Origin of the sequence: Xanthomonas sp. NCPPB 3005, from assembly GCF_041228095.2 — a bacterium.
GTDB classification, from domain to species: Bacteria; Pseudomonadota; Gammaproteobacteria; order Xanthomonadales; family Xanthomonadaceae; genus Xanthomonas_A; species Xanthomonas_A bonasiae.
The window spans coordinates 3,705,679-3,725,291 of the sequence record NZ_CP166096.2; the positions used below are offsets into that span (position 1 = coordinate 3,705,679).

The following is a 19,613-nucleotide window of genomic DNA, read 5'->3' on the forward strand; positions in this document are numbered from 1 at the left end:
GAGATTGCCCGATGTCCAGCACCCTCGCCCCTTCGCCTGCGCCCGCGCTGCCGGCCGAACCGCTGGCCACCCGCGTGGCCGAATCCGGCCTGCTGCCCGATGCGTTGCTGCGCGCCGCGATGCGCAAGCTGTGCACGCAGCGCCTGCGCGATGAGCGCAGCGGCGGCGCCGACGCGGCCTGGGAACGCCAGCGCGCCTTCGTCGAGGCCCTGCGCGGCAGCGCCATCGCGATCGAGACCGATGCCGCCAACCGCCAGCATTACGAACTGCCGCCGCGCTTCTTCGAGCTGTGCCTGGGCAAGCGCCTGAAGTACAGCAGCTGCTACTGGGACGCCGGCACCCAGGACCTGGACGCGGCCGAGGAGCGCATGCTGCACCTGTACGCCGAACGCGCGCAGCTGCGCGACCGCCAGCGCATCCTCGAACTGGGCTGCGGCTGGGGTTCGCTGACCCTGTGGATGGCCGAGCACTATCCCGGCGCACGCATCACCGCGGTGTCCAACTCGCGGCCGCAGCGCGAGCACATCGAGGCGCAGTGCCGCGCGCGCGGGCTGCGCAACGTGGAGGTCATCACCCATGACGCCAACACCCTGACCCTGCCGCACGCGAGCTTCGACCGCGTGGTGTCGATCGAGATGTTCGAGCACATGCGCAACTACCGCGAGCTGCTGGCGCGCATCGGCCAGTGGCTGGTGCCGGGCGGTCGGCTGTTCGTGCACATCTTCTGCCACCGCGACCTGGCCTACCCGTTCGAGGTGCAGGGCGAGGACAACTGGATGGGCCGGCACTTCTTCACCGGCGGGCTGATGCCGGCCGCCGACACCCTGCTGCAGTTCCAGGACGACCTGGCGCTGGAACGGCGCTGGCTGCTGTCCGGCGAACACTACGAGAAGACCGCCAACGCCTGGCTACGCAACCAGGACCGGCATCGCGCCGAACTGATGCCGGTGCTGCAGGCCACCTACGGCCGCGACGCGAAGATCTGGTGGCAGCGCTGGCGCATGTTCTGGATGGCCTGCGCGGAGCTGTTCGGCTACGAGCAGGGCCAGCAGTGGGGCGTGGCGCATTACCGGTTCGTCAGGCGCTGAAGCGCCGGGATTCGGGATTGGGGATTGGGGATTCGCAAAGGCGAGGTTGCGTGCTCTGAAGCGCGACGTGATGCCGATCGGCTCTTGGACCGACCGCATGGTTCAGGCAACCGGAAGTGGGGATCGCAGGTTCGAATCCCGAATCACGAATCCCCAATCCCGGCCTTCCACTCACACGGCAGCGGTGATCACGATCTCGATCTTCCACTCCGGGTTGGCCAGCTTGGCCTGCACGGTGGCGCGCGCCGGGGTGCTGCCCGGGCAGACCCAGGTTTCCCAGACCTTGTTCATCTCGGCGAACTCGGCCAGGTCGGTCATGTAGATCTCCGCGCGCAGCACCTTGCTCTTGTCGCTGGCGGCGCGCGCCAGCAGTTCGTCGATCGCCGCCAGGACCTGGCGGGTCTGGCCGGCGATGTCGGCGCTGGCGTCGTCGGCGATCTGCCCGGCCAGGTAGGCCACGCCGTTGTGCACGGTCATTTCCGACATGCGCGGGCCGGTATCGAATCGCTGGATCATGAGGCGGTGTCCTGAAGAGGGGAAACCCGGGCATTGTCGCGCGATTGCGCCAAGCCTGCAGGCCGCCACAGCCGGTAGGCGACCAGCAGCAGCCAGGCCAGGATCAGCACGATCGCCAGCTTCTGGGTCAGCCCGCGCGGCGGCGCGCGCCACAGCACATGCACCCACAGCGCCACGAACGCCGCCACCGCCAGGGCCATCACCGTGCCGGCATGGCCCTGCCACGGCGCTTGCCGGCGCAGCCAGGCGCTCTGCAGCAGCATCGCGCTGGTCGCGCACAGGAACGCGGTCTGCGCGAACAGCGCGTGCAACAGCGGCGCCAGCAAGGGAGCGCGCTGCGGCAGGTAGCTGTCGCCGATCGCCACCCCGCACAGGCCCAGCCCGGCGACCGCGAACAGCAGCAGGGGCGCGGCGCTGCGTGCCGGCGGCGGGGCCTGTGCATACAGGCCGGCGGCCAGCGCGACGATGCCCGCCGCCAGCAGCACGTAGACAATCCGCAGCAGCAGCCCGCCGGGGCCGTGCAGGTACAGGCTCAGCGTCGCCTGCTGCCAGTGCAGGTCGGCGCGCAGCAGCTGCAGCGCCAGCGCCACGCCGAGGAACAGCAGGCACAGCAGCGTGGCGAGGGCGCCGGCGGCGCGCGGCCAATGCGGCGGCGCGGCGGCGCGGGCCAGGGGCGTCGGCATGGGATCGGCTCCGGGTCGTAGCGGGGAACGCGATGCGCGACGCATGCGCGCGCCCGCACCCTCCGCGCACACCGACGCGGTGCCGACGTGCGATTCCACTATGATGCGCGTCGCCGGTGTCGCCGGTACAGCCCTAGGCCACCCGATATCGCGATGCACCAGCCCCGTTCCGCCTGCAGGCGCGCCATCGCGCTGGCCCGCACCGCCAACGCCACATGCCTGCGCGACGCCGCTGGCGCCTGCGCACAGTTCCCTCTCTCCTTCGCTTACGCTCCCCTGCAATGACCGACGCCGCGCCCTCCGTTTCCCCGTCCCCCTCCGCCGCTGGCTGGCGCCGTGCGCTGCCGGTGGTGTTCAGCCTGGCGATCCTGGCGCTGGCGCTGCGCGCGCTGGCCACCGAGTTCAGCACCCACGGCTACGCCGCGATCCGCCATGCCTTCAACCAGCTCAGCGTCGGCCAGATCGCGTTGACCCTGCTGCTGGGGCTGAGCAGCTACGCCTGCCTGATCGGCTTCGACGCGGTCGGCCTGCACCGCAGCGGGCGCAAGCTGCATCCGATGCGGATCGGCGTTACCGCGTTCCTGGCGCACGCGGTCGGGCAGACCCTGGGCTTCGCCGCGCTCACCGGCGGCGCGGTGCGCCTGCGCGGCTACGGCCGGGTCGGGCTGAGCCTGGCCGAGATCGGCCAGGTGGTGCTGATGAGTACGCTCGGTTTCGTGTTCGGCGCCTGGCTGCTGCTGGCATTGGCGCTGACCCTGGAACCGGCGTCGGCGGCGCTGGCGCTGCCGCTCGGCGCCTCGGCGGTGCGCGCGTTCGGCATCGCGCTGCTGGCGGGCTTCGGCCTGATGCTGCTGCTGGCCGGGCGCGAAGGCCGCACCCTGCGCTGGCGCACCCACGAACTGTGGTTGCCGGACCGGCGCACCGCGCTCGGCGTGACCGCGCTGAGCGTGGTCGAACTGGGCCTGGCCAGCGCCGCGTTCTACGTGCTGCTGCCGAACGAATCGGGCATCGAGTTCGTCGGCTTCGTCGGCCTGTACCTGGTCGCGGTGGTGGCCGGCCTGATGTCCACCGTGCCGGCCGGCCTGGGCGTGTTCGAATGGAGCCTGCTCAAGCTGCTGCCCGGCGTGGCCCCGGCCGCGGTGCTGGCGGCGGCGCTGATCTACCGCATCACCTACTACGTGGTGCCGCTGCTGCTGTCGGTGCTGATGGCCGCGGTCTCGGGCCTGCGCCGGCCGCTGGCGGCCAGCGCCGGCGGGGTGCGCGTGGCCTGGGGCACGCTGCGCCCGTGGCTGCCGCAGATCATCGCGATGGCGGTGTTCGCGGTCGGCGCGGCACTGGTCATCGACGGCACCCTGCCGACGCCGAAGCGGCGCCTGGGCATGGCGCCGCTGTCGATCGTGGAGACCTCGCACCTGCTGGCCAGCCTCGGCGGCGTGGTGCTGCTGCTGATCGGCCAGGGCCTGCAGCGGCGCAGCCATGCGGCCTGGGTGCTGGCGATCGGCATCTGCGTGCTGCTGCCGCTGCCGGCCTGGCTGCGCGGCGGCCACGCCTCGGTGGCGCTGTCCTCGCTGGTGGTGGCGGCCGGGCTGTGGGGCGCGCGGCGCGAGTTCTACCGCCAGGGCGCGCTGCTCGACGAGGCCTGGTCGTGGCCGTGGCTGCGCAACCTGGGGCTGGTGCTGATCGCCACGGTGTGGCTGCTGTTTTTCGTCTACAGCCACGTCGAATACCAGAACGAACTGTGGTGGCAGTTCGCCACCTCGGCCAATGCGCCGCGGGCGCTGCGCGCGGTGCTGCTGGTCAGCGTGGCGGTGGTGGTGTTCGGGCTGGCGCGGCTGCTGCACAGCACGCGTTCGCCGCTGCCGGCCGCCGACGCGGCGCAGCTGGACGCGCTGGCGCCGGTGCTGGCCGCGGCCACCGACACCCAGGCCTGCCTGGTGCTGACCGGCGACAAGGCGCTGCTGCCCGACGAAGGCGGCCAGGGTTTCGTGATGATGCAGCGCTACGGCGGCTCGCTGGTGGCGATGGGCGACCCCGTGGGGCCCCCGGAGGTCGCGCGGGCGCTGATCTGGCGCTTCCGCGAGGAAGCCGACCGGATGGGCCTGCGCCCGGTGTTCTATCAGGTCGGCGAGCAGCACTGGCAGACCTACCTCGACCTGGGCCTGACCCTGGTCAAGCTCGGCGAGGAAGCGATGGTGTCGCTGGAAGACTTCCACCTGGAAGGCCGCGACCGCGCCGACCTGCGCCAGGCCTGGAACCGCGGCAAGCGCAGCGGGCTGAGCTTCCGCATCGTGCCGCTGGAGGAGATCGACGCGCTGATGCCGGTGCTGGCCGACGTCTCGCAGCAATGGCTGGAGGAAAAGGCCGGCGAAGAGAAGGGCTTCTCGCTGGGCAGCTTCGACCCGGCCTATCTGCGCCGCTTCCCGATCGCGGTGGTCGAGGCCGAGGGCAAGGTCGTGGCCTTCGCCAACCTGTGGCAGGCGCCGGCCGGACACGAGCTGTCGGTGGACCTAATGCGGCACATCGCCGATGCGCCGAAGGGCACCATGGATTTCCTGTTCATCGAGCTGTTCCTGTGGGGCCGCGAACAGGGCTACAAGCGCTTCTCGCTGGGCATGGCGCCGCTGTCGGGCCTGGCCCAGCACCGCCTGGCCGGACGCTGGAACCGCTTCGGCAACCTGATCGTGCGCCATGGCGAGCGCTTCTACGGCTTCACCGGCCTGCGCCGCTTCAAGTCCAAGTTCGCGCCGGCCTGGCGCACCCGCTACCTGGCCGCGCCCGGCGGCATGCATCTGCCGGCGGCGCTGCTGGACGTGACGCGGCTGATTTCGCTGGATCCGCGTAAGCCCGATTGACGGCCGGGATTGGGGATTGGGGATTGGGGATTGGGGATTGGTAGCCATTCGGCTGCGGAAGCAGGGATTCGGGGACCTGGGAAGAGGTCTCTGCGGCAACTGGGGTTTGTGGGAGGGGCTTCAGCCCCGACGCTTCAGCGGCACTGCGTCGGGGCTGAAGCCCCCCCCCACACATGCCGCTCTTGCGAATCCCCAATCCCGAATCCCCAATCCCGGCCTTCAATCGATGCGCTGCAGGATCTGCTTGGCCAGTTCCGCGTAATCGCCCTTGAAGTGATGGTCGCCCGGCAGCTTCACCTGTTGCGCGCCGCCGTGCGGCAGGTCCGGGCACAGCGTGTCGTCGTCGTCTTCGCCGTAGATGCACAGGGTGTGCGCGCCCGGCATCTTCGCCACTTCCGGGGCGATCGGCAGGCCGTCGTCGCCGGAGCTGATCCAGTTGGAGACGTGGAATTCGTAGTCGGCGGTCTTGCCCAGCGACAGCAGCGCGGTGGCCTGCACCTGCTCGCGCATCGCCGGCGGCAGTTGGTTGTAGGCCGCCGGCAGCACGTCGGCGCCCTGCGAGAAGCCGATCAGCACCACGCGTCCGCGCTGCCACAGGTGGCTGTAGTGGCGGTAGATGCGGTCCAGGTCGGTGGCGAAGCCCTGCGGGGTGCGCTCGCTCCAGAAATAGCGCAGCGAATCCACGCCGACCACCGGGATGCCGGCCTGGGCCAGCGCGCCGGCGACCTGCTGGTCGAGCCCGGCCCAGCCGCCGTCGCCGGAAACGAAGATCGCGAACACCTGGTCGTTGGCGTTGCCGGTGGCCGCTGCGCCTGCCGCGGCCGGCGCAGCGACCGCAGGCACCTCGACCACCGGCAGCCCGGCCAGGTCGACCGGCGTCGGCGGCAGGCTGACCCCGCGCTGCGCGCCCAGCGAACGCACCGCCGCGCGCAGTCCGGGCAGCGGATCGCCGCTGGCGCTGCGGCGGAACTGCCGCGCCTGCGGCACCTTCTGCAAGAACGCATCGCTCTGCTGGGTGCAGCGGCGCTTGCCTGGCGCATCGATCGCCGCCAGCCACGGCAGCGGCAGCGTCGCCGGCTGCAGCGCGCGCGCCGGCGCGGTGATGCCGGCGCCGCAGATCTGGTCGTCCAGCACCTGCACCGGACAGAAATCCTCGGTGACCAGGCCGGCCAGCAGGTGCTTGGGCGCCTGCGCCGCGACCGCGTAGGCCAGCGCAGCGCCGTCGCCATCGCCGACCAGCAGCGGCAGGCGGTAGGTCGGCACATGGTAGTAGGCCTGCACGTAGCGCGAGAAGTTCTCCACGTCGCCGGCGGAGAAGCCGCAGGTGCCGGGGATCTTGGCCAGCACCGCCTGCAGGTGCGCGCCATCGATCACCACCACCATCGCGCCGTCGTCGCGCAGCGCCTCGATCTGGCGCATGCGCGCCGCCTCGCCGTGCTTTCCGCCGGCGAACCACAGCACCACGCGCTGCGCCTCGCCATGCGGCAGCAGCACCGGGACCTGTTCGAAGCGGCCGTGGCTGAGTTTCTCCGGGACCGCAGCCGGTGTCGCCGCTGGCGCGGCTGGCGCTGGCGCCGCTGCCGTCGTCGCAGGCGCCGCCGAGGCGGCAACCGCGGCGGCCAGGCCGGCCAACGCACATCCCCACATCCATCCGCCACGCATTCGCATCATCCGGCAATCCTGAAAAGGCGTGTAAAGATAATCCCGAACGGCGGCGGCGCGAAGCACGGCGCGGGCGCCGGTTCATGCGGGGTACGCCGGGACGTTGCACGCGGGGCCGGCACGGCCGCCCGCAGGCGGGCGCTCACGCGCCCGGGTCGGCCTCGGGATGGCGCAGCCGCCACGCCGCCAGCGCCAGCCGATAGCGCGCCACTTCGTCGTTGTACAGGTCGTGGACGCACAGCGGGCAACCGCTGTTGCAGCAATCGCTGGGCAGCGGCGGCTGCGGCGCTTGCGGGCACGGATCGGCAGTGGCGGAATCGGGATCGGACATCACGGTGCGCGGCGGGTGGCACGCCAGCGGCGTGAACAGGTGCGCATTGTAGAACGCCGGCGCGGCCGGCTCAGCCGATCGCCTGGCGCAGGTTGGCGCGCGCCGCCGCGTCGTAGCGCGCATGGAACCAATCGCTGAGGAAGATGCGCGGCTGCGCCAGCACCGTCTTCAGGAACGCCCGGCGCTTGCGCCGGTACAGCCAGCCCGGCACCACGCCGCGGTATTCCTCGGCGATGGCGCGATCGTAGGCGGCGAACCCGGCGGGATCGGCGCCGAGAATGGCCATGTCGCAATCCAGGAACAGCGCCGCCTCGGCATCCACCGCAGCGGCGGACAGTTGCCCATGGCGCGCTGTCAGCTCGATCAGCGCGGCGACGCGCGCCGCGTCCAGCCCGGCAGCGGGCAGCCACTGCGCGATCGCCGCCTGCGCCATGCGTGCCGACTGCGCCTCGTTGTCGCCACGCCCGGCCTGATACACCGCGTCGTGATAGAGCACGGCCAGGTAGACCTCGCGCGGCTGCCGCCAGCCCAGGGCCGCGGCGACCTCGGCATAGTGGCCCAGCACCGCCTGCACATGGCCGAAGTGGTGATAGGCGCGCGGCGGCGTGGCATAGGCCGCCTGCAACTGCTCCCATTGCGCGGCGGGCAGGGTCAGCGGCGGCGCCGGTTCGCTCATCGGATCGCCTCGCCGCCGGCAGACGCAGGCCCGGCCGCATCCGCCGACAGCGGCCAGGTCGCCTCGTGCACATAGCGTCCCTGCCCTTGCACGCTGCGGATCAGGCTCAGCGCGGCGACCGTGCAGCGCAGTTCCGGCACGGTTTGCGGCGGCACCGTCTGCTCGTCGTAGCTCAGGGTGATATGCGGGACATAGGCCGTGTCGGCGCGCGTGGCCACGCCCTGGCGGCCGAGTTGCCGCTGCAGCGCCTCGCGCAGCCGGCGCAGCGCGGGCGGCTCGGCGTCGCCAAGCAACACCAGCGGCCGCGTGCGCGCGCGGCCGCCGAAGCTGGCGACCCGATCGAAACACAGCTCGAACGGCGCCGCCGCCAGTGCCTGTCCGGCGGCATGCGCCTGCTGCAACAGCCGCGGCGGAATGCCGGCGTATTCGCCGAGGTAATGCAGGGTCAGATGCAGACGTTCCACCGGCAACGCGCGACCGCGCAGATCGTGCGCGGCACGCAGGCGCTCGCCAATCGCGAAGGCGCGCTGCGCAGTGGCCGGGTCCGGCAGCACGGCGAAGAACAGGCTCTCGCGCGGCGCGGGCGCAGCGAAGCCGAGCGAGAACTGCGCGTTTGCGGAAGAAGGATCGTGGGCCATCGGCAGGGTGCGGACGCCGCAGGCGCTGCGGCGACGGGACAGGGACCGCCATGGTAGCAAGCGCGTTGCGCCCGGCGCGCGACCGCTCGCTGCGCAACGCAAAAGGCCGACCGGACGGAATCCGGTCGGCCTTTGTGCCTTTCGGCATCGGCACGCTGCGATCCGCGCGGATCGCAACGTGCGTTGCCGTCGATGAAGGCCAGGCGGGAGCCCGGCCCGCGGCTCAGGCCGCGTTCTTCATCGCCAGCTTGCGGTTGCGCATCACGTCGTGACAGGCACGCACTTCCGGCAGCAGCTTGGTGGCGGCATCGCGCGCGGCGACCGGGGTATCGCTGTCGGCGATGGTCTCGTTGAACGCCTTCAACAGGCGATCCTCGGACTCTTCCAGCTCGGCCACGTAGCCGTACTTGGTGTCGCCCAGCGTCGCGCGCACCTTGCCATACATCTGCTGCATGCTGCCGACCAGCGTGCCGTGCTCGTCGGGCTTGCCACCGACCGCCTGGACCACGGCGCTCAGGCTGCTGACGATGTCGGACTTGACCCCGGCAATGCGCAGGAACAGCGCGGACAGCTCGGTATCGCCGACCTTCTGCGCCGCTTCTTCGTAGAAATCCTTGCCGTCGCGGGAAATGGCGATCAGGTCGTTGAGGCTGTGGGTGGTCTTGCTCTGAATGCTCATGGATGGAACTCCTTCTGCAATGGGCCGGCGAACATCGCGCAACGGGCACGTCGGGTCGTGTTCCCTGGATGTCGCTTGGCCGCGGGATGAAGAGTCTTGCCGCGTTGCGTCGTGGGAGAGATGCTGGACGCCGGGGCATAAAGTGCACGTGAGCCGAAACGGCTGCGTCCTCACGCGACGCTGGCAGGCATGAACGAACATTCATCGCCAGCGCGCGGGATTCGCTGGCGATATTTTCGCCAGGCCGTGCATGCGCCCGGCACGGCACGCCGCGGCGGAGTTATCCACATGCTTGCCCCGCACTCATCCACAATCGCTGTGGATGAATACGCGGCGCCGGCCAGCCGGCAGGCACGCCATCGGACGCGGCCGCGATGGCCGCATTCCCTGGCACGTGCGACGCGCCGGCAAAGGGCTATATTTGCCGAAAGACCCTCCCATCCGGGATTCCCAACGAGGTGCGCCATGTTCGGCTGGACCGCATTCGCCCTGGTCGCCGCGACGGCGATCGCGCCGCCGCCCGCACCGCCGTCGCCGCCCGCTCCATCTGCGCCGCTCGTCCCCGAAGAAATCATGCGCGTCCCGCCCGCGCTGCATGCGCTGGTGCAGCAGCGCATCGACCGCCACAGCCCGCCCGAGCAGCGCCTGCAGCAGTTGGTGCGGCTGGCCTTCGACGTGGACGGCCTGGATCTGCAGTACGACGCCAAGGCCACCAACAGCGTTGCCGAGAGCTATACAACGCGGCGCGTCAACTGCCTGTCCTTCACCCTGCTGTTCGTGGCCCTGGCGCGCGACGCCGGGGTGGACGCGCAGGTGCAGGAAGTGGGCCGCGTCCTGAGCTGGTACGAGGACGGCAACGCGCTGTACAACGCCGGCCACGTCAACGTCCTGGTGCGCATCGACGGCAGTCGCCGCAGCGTGGACCTGGACCGCAGCGTGCTGATGGACCGGCGCGGTCCGCAGCCGATTTCCGACCGCCGCGCACTGGCGCACTACTACAACAACCGCGGCGCCGAGCTGATGGCCAACGGCGACCTGCCCGCCGCGCAGCAGCACATGGAGATGGCGCTGCGGATGGACCGCGACTTCGCCGCCGTCTGGAACAACCTCGGGGTGCTGGCGCTGCGCCAGGGCGATCCGCAGACTGCCGCGAACAACTACGCGACCGCACTGTCGATCGATCCCGGCCACGTGTCCGCGCTGTCCAACGCCGCCATCCTGTACCGGCACCTGGGCGACAGCCGGCACGAAGCGGCGATGCTGGCGCGGCTGCAACGGGTGCAGCTCACCGATCCGTTCCATCAGTATCTGCTCGGCAACGAGGCGGAACGGCGCCAGGACTATGCCGCGGCGATCGGCTACTACCGGCATGCGCTGCGCCTGTACGACAACGCGCACCTGCTGTATTTCGCCCTGGCCCGCGCCTATCTGCTCAATGGCGATCCGCGCCGCGCCAACTGGGCGTTGCAGCAAGCCGTGGAGCACGCCGACAAGACCGCGCAGCCGCGCTACCAGGCCAAGCTGGAGGCGTTGCGGCGGTTGACGCACAACACCCAGGCGCAGCGCTGAGCCGCAGCGGGCGAGCCGATCGGGCGGCGCGCGTGGCGTCGGCGTCGCGCATCCACGCAGCCACCCCTACCACAACGCGCCGCCCCACACGCCTGGCGCGATCGCACCAGGCCCTATGCCGCCCGGCTCAACAGGCTTGCGCCAGGCGCTGCGCACGGCGCGCGTCGTGGCGCGCCCACAGGTACACCAGCAGGCCACCCAGCGCCGCCGCCGCGCCGACGTAACCGGTCGACGTCCAGCCCAGCCCGGCGCTGATCGCGATCCCGCCCATCCACGGTCCCAGCGCGTTGGCCAGGTTGAAGGCGGCATGGTTGGACGCCGCGGCCAGGGTCTGCGCCTCGCTGGCCACGTCCATCAGCCGGGTCTGCAACACCGGCGCCAGCGCACCCATCGTGCCGACCGCGACCACCGCCGGCAGCACCGCCCAGGGCGAATGCGCGGCCAGCGGCCAGGCCAGCAGCACCGCCATCGACCACAGCAGCACCAGCGGCACGGCGCGGAACTGCAACCGGTCGAACAACCAACCGCCGGCGAGGTTGCCGAGCAGGCCGCCGAAGCCGAACGCGCACATCGCGAACGGGATCCAGCGTTCGGACACGCCGGTAACCTGGGTCAGGGTCGGCGCCAGATAGCTGAACACGCAGAACATGCCGGCGAAGCCGACCGAGCCGATGCCCAGCGCCAGCCACACCTGCGGCCGGTTGAACGCGCGCAGTTCGCGCAGCGGCTGCTGCCGCGGTTCCTGCGGATCGGCCGGCAGCAGGCGCATGACCAGCACCACGGTCAGCACTGCGATCGCCGCCACCAGCGCGTACGCGTAGCGCCATTGCGCCACCTGGCCCAGCCAGGTCGCCAACGGATTGCCGATCAGCACCGCCAGATTGAGCCCCAGCAGCACCCGGCTCACCGCCGCGCCGCGCTGGTCGGGGCGGCTGATCGATGCGGCGACCAGCGTGGCCACGCCGAAATAGGCGCCATGCGGCAGCCCGGCGATGAAGCGCACCAGCAGCATGCTGTGGTAATCCGGCGCCAGCGCACTGGCCAGGTTGCCGACCGCGTAGAAGCCCATCAGCGCCAGCAGCAGCGTGCGCCGCGGCCAGCGCGCGCCGACGATCGCCAGCAACGGCGCGCCGACCACCACGCCCAGCGCATAGGCGCTGATCAGGTGCCCGACCTGCGGCTCGTCGATCGCCAGCCCGCGCGCGATGTACGGCATCAGGCCCATCGTGGAGAACTCGCTGGTGCCGATCGCGAAACCGCCCATCGCCAGCGCGAACAGGATCAGCACGTAGCCGCGGCGCGACAGCGGCGCCTGGGGAGTGACGGGAGTGGACATGCCCGGGACCTGATGAGGGGCCGCCCATTATTGTGCATCGCAGCATGCAAGGGCACCCATGCGCGTGCAACAGCGCGTTGCAGCGTGGCACGTGGGCATTGAGTTGCAGCCACGCTGTACGGCTTCAGCAAGCGACCTCACCAATACCCCCTGGCGCGCAGCGCGTCGGGGCGATGCCGCGGTGGCGGCGGACATGCGCAGCACCTTGTTCACCGCATCGCTATCGCTCGGATCGCAACGGCGTCGCGGCCAACTCCACGCGTCGGCTCCAACACGGAGGCACCCTCGCTGGCGAGCCGACCGCCGGCAACGCACTGTCCCATCATGGCGACGCGCAACCGTGGCGGTCGTCCCCATGTCTTGACGGGTGACGACCGGCGCCGCCGGCGCCGTGCCGTCCATGCCCCCATTCCTGTTTCGAGAAACGTACCGATGACCGCTACCGCTTCCCCGTTGTTCGCCCCGCTGCGCCTGGGCGCGATCGAACTGGCCAACCGCATCGTGATGGCGCCGCTGACCCGCAACCGCGCCGAAGGCGAAGGCCGCATCCCCTCGCCGCTGGCGCCCGAGTACTACGGCCAGCGCGCCGGCGCCGGGCTGATCGTCGCCGAGGCCACCCAGATCAGCCCGATGGGCCAGGGCTACATGGATACGCCCGGGATCTACAGCGAGGCGCAGGTCGCCGCCTGGAAACAGGTCACCGCCGAGGTGCACCGCCGCGGCGGCAGGATCGTGCTGCAGCTGTGGCACGTCGGCCGCATCTCCCACGTCAGCCTGCTGCCGGACGGCGCCGCGCCGGTGGCGCCGAGCGCGCTGCGCGCCAACGCCAAGACCTATACCGCCGAGGGCTTCAGCGACGTCTCCGCACCGCGCGCGCTGCGCCTGGACGAGATTCCGGCGCTGCTGGAGGACTTCCGCCACGCCGCGCGCAACGCCATCGCCGCCGGCTTCGACGGCGTGGAAGTGCACGCCGCCAACGGCTACCTGATCGACCAGTTCCTGCGCGACGGCAGCAACCACCGCGACGACGCCTACGGCGGCAGCATCGAGAACCGGACCCGGCTGCTGTTCGAGGTGGTGCAGGCGGTGGCGCAGGAAATCGGCGCCGAGCGCACCGGCGTGCGCCTGTCGCCGGTGACCCCGGCCAACGACGCGCACGACAGCGACCCGCAGCCGCTGTTCGAGCGCGCGGTCGAACGCCTGGATCCGCTGGGCCTGGCCTTCCTGCACGTGATCGAGGGCGCCACCGGCGGCCCGCGCGACAACATCGCCTTCGACTACGCCGCGCTGCGCGCCAAGTTCCGCGGTCCGTGGCTGGTCAACAACGGCTACGACAAGGCGCTGGCCGAACGGGTGCTCGGCGCGGGCGCTGCCGACGCGGTCGCGTTCGGGCGTCCGTTCATCGCCAATCCGGATCTGGTGGAGCGGCTGCGCCGCGACGCGCCGCTCAACCCCCTGGATGCGGACACGCTCTACGGCGGCGGCGCCAAGGGCTACACCGACTACCCGACGCTGGACTGAGAAACCAGACGCGCGGCGGCACACGCGTGCCGCCGCCGCTGCAACTCAAGGCGTCGCCGCCTGCTGCGGCGGCGCATCCGCAGACAGATGCGCCTGCAGGAAGCCGGCCACGCCGCTCCACAGCGCGGCACGGTGATCGACGTCGGCGAAGCCGTGGCCCTCGCCCGCGAAGGTCAGACCCACCGGCGGGTTGCCGGCCATCTCCAGCATCCGCAGCATGCGCCGGGTGTGTTCGTAGTCCACGCGCCGGTCCTCCAGCCCGTGCGCCAGCAGCACCGGCACCTTGATCGCCTCGTAGCGGTACAGCGGCGAAGTGCGGGTCATCTGCTCCAGCTGCGTGTTCGGATTGCCCAGCAGCCGCTCCAGGTCGGCGCGACTGTCGGCATCGCGCGCGCCGTCGCTGGCGGTATAGATCAGGATCCGGTCGGCGACCCCGGCGATCGACGCCACGCAACGGAAACGCGCCGGCCAGCGCATCGCCATCACCAGCGCCGAGTACCCGCCATAACTGGCGCCGAGCACGCACATGCGCTGCGCATCCAGCGGATAGCGCGCCAGCGCCTGTTCGATCGCCGCGTCGATGTCGTCCTCGATCAGCGTGCCGAAACCGTCGCGCCCGGCTTCGCGGAACGCGCGACCGTAGCCGTCGGAGCCGCGGAAGTTGACCCGCAGCACCGCATAGCCGAGCGAGGCCAGGAACTGGGTGTCCGGATCGAAGCCCAGCGAATCGGCCACGCCGATCGGCCCGCCGTGCGGGAACACCACCAGCGGCTTGCGTCCGCCGCCCGGCGGCAAGGTCAGGAACGCCTCCAGCGGCAACCCGTCGCGGCCCTTGAACTTGAGCACCTCGCTGGGCGCGAAATGCAGGCCCTGCAGCCACGGCATGTCCTCGGCGATCGGCGTGGCGGCGCGCTTGTCCAGGTCCAGGTGGTACAGCTGCGGCGGCTGGTCGGCGGCGTCGGCCCACAGGATCATCTGCCGTCCGTCCGCGTTGCGCGCGGCGATCTGCACGTTGCGCCCGGGCAGTGCGGCGCTCAGCGCGCGGCCGAGGCGTTCGTCGGTGCTTTCGAAGTAGTGGCTGACCAGGCGCCCGCTCTCGTAGTAGGTGACCCCGATCGGCGTGCGCCGCGGGCCCTGGATCAGGTCGACCACATCGACCCCGGGCTGGCTGAACAGGGTGCGCACGATCTTGCGCGCGGCGACGTCGTAGGCGACCAGATCGCGCTGGCCGCGCCCCTCGTCGGTCACCGCGTAGATCTCGCCGGCATCGAAGGACAGCCCGACCGGCTGGAAATCGCGCAGGTCGCTGAGCCTCATCACGTCGCGGTAGGTCGCGCCCATGCCGTCGCGGTACAGCAGCACGTAGTCGTCGTCGCGCCGCACCACCGCCAGGCGCAGCCGCCCGTTGCCGTCGGTCAGCCAGCCCAGGTCGCGTTCCAGGCCGATGTTCAGCCGTTCCTGGAAACGCGGCCGCCAACGGTCGATCGCCGCCTGGCTGGACACGTCCATCAACTGCACCGCGTTGTCGCCGTTGCGCAGCGTGGTGGCGTACAGCACCGTGTTGGGCGCCTGCGGCAAGGCATCGACGATGTAGCCGCCATCGGGCAGGGTCAGCGCGCTCCACTTGCGCTTGCCGTCGGCGCCGACATCCACGCGCATGCCGCGCACCACGTCCTGGCCATGCGGCACGCGCACGGTGAACAGCAGCGCATCGTTGCCGGCCCACAGCAGCTGCTTGATCGGCTCGACGCTGGTGGCCAGCAGGCGCTGCTGGTTGCTGGCCAGATCCAGCAGTTCGATGCGCCATTCGTCCTTGCGCTCGTGCAGCTGCAGCGCCAGCAGGTCGCCGCGCGGATTCAGCTCCAGCGCGTTGACCAGACCGCCGCGGAACACGGTGGCGGGGGCGATCGGCATTGCGGCCGGCGGCGGCGGCGCGCGCAACGCCACCTTCGCCGCCGGCGTGGCGTTGGGATGCTGGGCCAGCGCCTGGCGGTAGAACTGCGGGAACGGATCGGGATAGTGCCCCGAATAGCCCAGTTCGTAGTGCGTCCACACTGCCGGATGGGTCTGCTGCAGCCAGTCCATCGCCGCCAGCGAACGGTTGACCATGCCCAGGTCGAAATTGAACAGGGACTTGGGCCGGAACAACAGGTCGCCCGGATAGGTGATGCGTCCGGGCTGGATGCGGAAGCGGAACTCGTCGCTGTCGCGCATGTTGTAACTGAATCCCGGCAGCAGCGAGATCTTGCGCCAGGCGTAGTTGCCGACCGGCGCGATGTACAGCCGGTAGCTGATGCCCGGCTTGAGCTGGGACATGGTGCCGGCGCCGAAGATCTTGCCGTCCTTGTTCAACTCCACGCCGTACAGGTCGACATCGGTATCCACCGCGACCAGCACTAGGCCCTCGTCGGGCGCCAGCTGCGGCGTCTGCCCGGGTTTGACTTCCTGCATCCGCGCCCACGCCGGCAATGCCAGCGTGCACAACGCCAGCAGCAACAGCCACGCCAGCCGGCGCCCCACGCGACCGCCGGCCGCGACAACCTGCTTTTCCATGGTGTCCCCTGTTTCCTTGCCGGGCGGCAGCCCCCTGCGCCCAGCGCGCATCATAGCCGCGCCGCAGCCGCCTACGGCAGCCGCTAGAGCACCAGCCGCGCGCCGAGGAAATCGACGAACACGCGCAGCTTCGGCAGCATGTGCCGGCCGGACGGCCACAGCAGGTGGAAGGTGCCGGTGGAGTCGACGTAGTCGTCGAGCAGCGTGCGCAGCGTGCCGGCCGCAAGCTCCGCGCGCACCGAGTGCTCCGGCAGGAAGGCGATGCCGCAGCCGCGCAGGGCGAAGCTCAGCCGCGTCTCGATGTTGTTGCAGACCATCGACACCGGCAACTGCAGGCCGGCTGCCGCCGCGCCCATCGGCCAGGCTTCCAGGCGCCCGCTGCTGCGGAAGCGGTAGTGCAGGCACTGGTGGGCGAGCAGGTCGGCCGGCCGCAGCGGCGTGCCGCAGCGCTGCAGGTAGTCCGGCGCGGCGACCAGGCAGCGGCGGAAGCGGCCCAGGCGGCGCGAGGCCAGCCGCGAGTCGTCCGGCTCGGCCACGCGCAGCACCGCATCGAAGCCCTCCTCGATCACGTCCACCAGGCGGTCGTCGAAATCCAGGTCCAGCTGGATCTGCGGATAGGCGCGCATGAAGTCGGCCAGCACCGGCAGCAGCACGTTGTTGTTCATCGGCAGGCTGATCCGCAGCCGCCCCTTCGGCGTCGTGGCCAGGCTGCCCAGCTCGCCGCGCGCCGCTTCGGCCTCGGCCAGGATGCGCCGGCAGCGCGGCAGGAACAGCTGGCCTTCGGCGGTCAGGGTCAGGCTGCGGGTGCTGCGATGGAACAGACGCACGCCCAGCGACTGCTCCAGCCGCGACACGCTCTTGGCCATCGCCGACGCGGACAGGCCCTGCACCCGCCCGGCCTCGGCGAAGCCGCCACTCTCCACCACATGTACGAAGCCGCGCAGGCTGCCCAGACTGTCCATCGCACCGCCACCATTGCGGACATTTACGTCCTCGTAGCCAGGAACTCTACCCGTCTTTTTCCGCAATCGGCATGCGCCCACGCTGCACCTCCCTCCCCCGCGAGTCGCGCCGATGCCCACGTCCCCCACCGCCGCTCCTGCGCCGACGCTGTCGCCGCACCACGCCGCACCGCTCGATGCCGCGATCGACGCCGCGCTGCGCCAGCAACGCCTGGTCGGCGCGGTGGTGCTGGTCGCCCACCGCGGCGCCTGCCTGTACCGCCGCGCCGCCGGCTGGGCCGACCGCGAGGCGCAGCGGCCGATGCGCGAGGACACGACGTTCCGCCTGGCCTCGGTCAGCAAGCTGGTGGTGGCGACGGCGGCGCTGGTGCTGGTCGCGCAGGGCCGCCTGGCGCTGGATGCGCCGGTCGCGCGCTGGCTGCCCTGGTTCCGTCCCGCATTGCCCGACGGACGGGTGCCGGACATCAGCCTGCGCCAGTTGCTCAGCCACAGCGCCGGACTCGGCTATCGCTTCCTGGAGCCGGCGGACGGCGCGCATGCGCGTGCCGGCGTCTCCGACGGCATGGACAACAGCGGGCTGAGCCTGGAAGACAACCTGCGCCGCCTCGCCGGGGTGCCGCTGCAGTACGCGCCCGGCACCGGCTGGGGCTATTCGTTGTCGATCGACGTGCTCGGCGCGGTGCTGCAGGCGGCCAGCGGCCAGGCGTTGCCGGCATTGGTGCGCGACCTGGTCACCGCGCCGCTGGGCATGCACGCCACCGCCTTCCATGCCGAGGACGCGGCCCGCCTGGCCGTGCCCTACGTCAACGGCGCCCCGGCGCCGCATCGGCTGGGCGAAGGCGAAGTCGTCGCGCCGTTCGCCGAGGGCGCCGGCATCGTGTTCCATCCCTCGCGTGCGCTGGACCGCGACGCGTTCGCTTCCGCCGGCGCGGGCATGGTCGGCAACGCCGGCGATGTGCTGCGCCTGCTCGAGACGCTGCGCGGCGGCGGCGCGCCACTGCTGCCGGCCGCGCTGGTCACCGAGATGGGCCGCGCGCAGGCCGGCGACTTCGGCCCGCCGGACGGGCCCGGCTGGGGCTACGGCCTGGGCTTTGCGGTGCTGCGCGATCCCGCGCCGACCGCGACCCCGGAAGCGCCCGGCACCTGGCGCTGGGGCGGCGCCTACGGGCACAACTGGTTCGTCGATCCGGCGCGGGAGCTGAGCGTGGTGGCGTTGACCAACACGCTGTACGAAGGCATGTCCGGGGCGTTCGTGGTCGAGCTACGCGACGCGGTCTACGCCAGCCTGCGCGGGGTATCGGCATGAGCGGCCAATGCCTCGTGCCGCGCCCGGCCGCGTCCGCGGCGACCGCGCCGCCGGCGGTGCGGCGCCTTCCCTGGAACGGATTGCTCGCGCTGGCCTGCGCCGGCTTCATCACCATCCTCACCGAAGCGCTGCCGGCCGGCCTGCTGCCGGCGATGGCGGCGGGGCTGGGCGTCGGCGAAGCCTGGGTCGGCCAGTTGGTCACGCTCTACGCGCTCGGCTCGCTGCTGGCGGCGATCCCGCTCACCGCCGCCACCCGGCGCTACCGGCGGCGCCCGTTGCTGCTGCTCGCCATCGCCGGCTTCGCGCTGGCCAACACGGTCACCGCGATCTCCGCCAGCTATCCGTTGATCCTGGCCGCGCGCCTGCTCGCAGGGGTCAGCGCCGGGTTGCTGTGGGCGCTGCTGGCCGGCTACGCGCGCCGGATGGTGGCCCCGGCGCAGCAGGGCCGCGCGATCGCGGTGGCGATGGTCGGCACGCCGCTGGCGCTGGCGCTGGGCGTGCCGGCCGGCACCCTGCTCGGGCAACAGTGGGGCTGGCGCTGGACGTTCGGCGCGATGTCGCTGCTGAGCCTGGGCCTGCTCGGCTGGGCGCGCGGCGCGCTGCCCGATTTCGCCGGCCAGGCGGCGACTGCGGCGCTGCCGCTGCGTCGCGTGCTGGGCCTGCGCGGCGTGGCCCAGGTGCTGGCGGTGATGCTGTTGTTCGTGCTCGCGCACAACCTGCTCTACACCTACGTGGCGCCGCTGCTGGCGCTGTCGACCGCGGCGGCGGCGCTGGACCGCTACCTGCTGTTGTTCGGCGCGGCCTCGCTGCTGGGCATCGTCGTGGTCGGCGTGTGGATCGACCGCTGGATGCGGCCGCTGCTGCTGGCCAGCATCGGCCTGTTCGCGCTCGCCGTGCTGGCGATGGCGCTGTGGCCGCGTTCGCCGGCGTTGCTGGCGGTGGCGCTGGCGACCTGGGGCGTGGCGTTCGGCGGCTGCGCCACGTTGTTCCAGACCGCGATCGCGCGCCGTGCCGGCGACGCCGCCGATCTGGCGCAGTCGCTGGTGGTCACCGGCTGGAACCTGGCGATCGCCGGCGGCGGCATGCTCGGCGGCGCATTGCTGCAGCGTTCCGGCGCCGCCGCCCTGTCCTGGGTGGCGCTGGCGCTGCTGGCGCTGGCGTGGGCATTCGCGCAACGCCGGCACGGCTGGGCGAACGCCGACGAGTGAGCCGCAGCGCCACCACCGGCGCCGGCCATGCGC

The 19,613-nt window shown here is 71.4% G+C and carries 16 protein-coding genes; 6 read left to right on the forward strand and 10 right to left on the reverse strand.

Features of this window, described 5'->3' with window-relative positions:
• Window positions 1-11 precede the first annotated feature (11 nt).
• A complete protein-coding gene (locus AB8810_RS15990; RefSeq protein WP_185820547.1) occupies window positions 12-1,088 on the forward strand; it encodes a cyclopropane-fatty-acyl-phospholipid synthase family protein in 1,077 nt (358 codons plus the stop codon).
• A 171-nt stretch (window positions 1,089-1,259) separates the two neighbouring features.
• Here the strand turns inward: AB8810_RS15990 and AB8810_RS15995 are convergent, their stop codons facing one another.
• Together AB8810_RS15995 and AB8810_RS16000 are read right to left on the reverse strand one after the other, a co-directional pair.
• Entirely contained in the window at window positions 1,260-1,604 is a 345-nt protein-coding gene (locus AB8810_RS15995) for a RidA family protein (RefSeq protein WP_179563752.1), read from the reverse strand.
• On the reverse strand, window positions 1,601-2,287 hold the full coding sequence (locus AB8810_RS16000; RefSeq protein WP_179563751.1) for a DUF998 domain-containing protein: 687 nt from the start codon (window positions 2,285-2,287) through the stop codon (window positions 1,601-1,603). The genes AB8810_RS15995 and AB8810_RS16000 overlap by 4 nt, the downstream gene beginning before the upstream one ends.
• Before the next feature lie 281 nt (window positions 2,288-2,568).
• Between AB8810_RS16000 and mprF the strand changes: the two genes are divergently transcribed.
• Window positions 2,569-5,139 carry a bifunctional lysylphosphatidylglycerol flippase/synthetase MprF gene (gene mprF, locus AB8810_RS16005; RefSeq protein ID WP_191824784.1) on the forward strand — a complete coding sequence of 857 codons (2,571 nt, stop codon included), beginning with the start codon at window positions 2,569-2,571 and terminating at the stop codon, window positions 5,137-5,139.
• 219 nt (window positions 5,140-5,358) lie between these two features.
• On the opposite strand, the gene AB8810_RS16010 is transcribed toward mprF, so the two are convergent.
• The 5 genes from AB8810_RS16010 to AB8810_RS16030 form a co-directional block, all read right to left on the reverse strand.
• Window positions 5,359-6,810, reverse strand: a complete 1,452-nt coding sequence (locus tag AB8810_RS16010) for a virulence factor family protein (protein WP_179563749.1) — start codon at window positions 6,808-6,810, stop codon at window positions 5,359-5,361.
• Between the two features lie 133 nt (window positions 6,811-6,943).
• Window positions 6,944-7,132, reverse strand: coding sequence for an oxidoreductase-like domain-containing protein (locus AB8810_RS16015; protein WP_191824786.1), 189 nt, complete (start codon window positions 7,130-7,132; stop codon window positions 6,944-6,946).
• Window positions 7,133-7,202: 70 nt separating this feature from the next.
• Window positions 7,203-7,808, reverse strand: coding sequence for a hypothetical protein (locus AB8810_RS16020; protein WP_179563747.1), 606 nt, complete (start codon window positions 7,806-7,808; stop codon window positions 7,203-7,205).
• Complete coding sequence (locus AB8810_RS16025; protein ID WP_191824787.1) at window positions 7,805-8,446, reverse strand: 2'-5' RNA ligase family protein; 642 nt, start codon at window positions 8,444-8,446, stop codon at window positions 7,805-7,807. Before AB8810_RS16025 ends, AB8810_RS16020 begins: the two co-directional genes overlap by 4 nt.
• A gap of 223 nt (window positions 8,447-8,669) precedes the next feature.
• The gene (locus tag AB8810_RS16030) at window positions 8,670-9,125 is read right to left on the reverse strand and encodes a PA2169 family four-helix-bundle protein (RefSeq protein ID WP_179563745.1); all 456 of its coding nucleotides are present in this window, start codon (window positions 9,123-9,125) and stop codon (window positions 8,670-8,672) included.
• Between the two features lie 573 nt (window positions 9,126-9,698).
• Between AB8810_RS16030 and AB8810_RS16035 the strand changes: the two genes are divergently transcribed.
• Window positions 9,699-10,694 carry a tetratricopeptide repeat protein gene (locus AB8810_RS16035; RefSeq protein ID WP_369914186.1) on the forward strand — a complete coding sequence of 332 codons (996 nt, stop codon included), beginning with the start codon at window positions 9,699-9,701 and terminating at the stop codon, window positions 10,692-10,694.
• Between the two features lie 127 nt (window positions 10,695-10,821).
• Here AB8810_RS16035 and AB8810_RS16040 read toward each other — a convergent pair whose 3' ends face one another.
• A complete protein-coding gene (locus AB8810_RS16040; RefSeq protein ID WP_369914187.1) occupies window positions 10,822-12,030 on the reverse strand; it encodes an MFS transporter in 1,209 nt (402 codons plus the stop codon).
• 432 nt (window positions 12,031-12,462) lie between these two features.
• Here AB8810_RS16040 and AB8810_RS16045 point away from each other — a divergent pair, with 432 nt between their 5' ends.
• Window positions 12,463-13,551 carry an alkene reductase gene (locus AB8810_RS16045; RefSeq protein ID WP_206228670.1) on the forward strand — a complete coding sequence of 363 codons (1,089 nt, stop codon included), beginning with the start codon at window positions 12,463-12,465 and terminating at the stop codon, window positions 13,549-13,551.
• Window positions 13,552-13,596: 45 nt separating this feature from the next.
• Here AB8810_RS16045 and AB8810_RS16050 read toward each other — a convergent pair whose 3' ends face one another.
• Window positions 13,597-16,104, reverse strand: coding sequence for an alpha/beta hydrolase family protein (locus AB8810_RS16050; protein ID WP_369914188.1), 2,508 nt, complete (start codon window positions 16,102-16,104; stop codon window positions 13,597-13,599).
• 83 nt (window positions 16,105-16,187) lie between these two features.
• Window positions 16,188-17,066 (reverse strand): LysR family transcriptional regulator, encoded by an 879-nt coding sequence (locus AB8810_RS16055; RefSeq protein WP_369914189.1) that lies wholly within the window; start codon window positions 17,064-17,066, stop codon window positions 16,188-16,190.
• A gap of 112 nt (window positions 17,067-17,178) precedes the next feature.
• Here AB8810_RS16055 and AB8810_RS16060 point away from each other — a divergent pair, with 112 nt between their 5' ends.
• Together AB8810_RS16060 and AB8810_RS16065 are read left to right on the forward strand one after the other, a co-directional pair.
• Window positions 17,179-18,372 carry a serine hydrolase domain-containing protein gene (locus AB8810_RS16060; RefSeq protein ID WP_369914190.1) on the forward strand — a complete coding sequence of 398 codons (1,194 nt, stop codon included), beginning with the start codon at window positions 17,179-17,181 and terminating at the stop codon, window positions 18,370-18,372.
• Window positions 18,369-19,580 (forward strand): MFS transporter, encoded by a 1,212-nt coding sequence (locus AB8810_RS16065; protein ID WP_369914191.1) that lies wholly within the window; start codon window positions 18,369-18,371, stop codon window positions 19,578-19,580. The genes AB8810_RS16060 and AB8810_RS16065 overlap by 4 nt, the downstream gene beginning before the upstream one ends.
• Window positions 19,581-19,613: the final 33 nt, after the last annotated feature.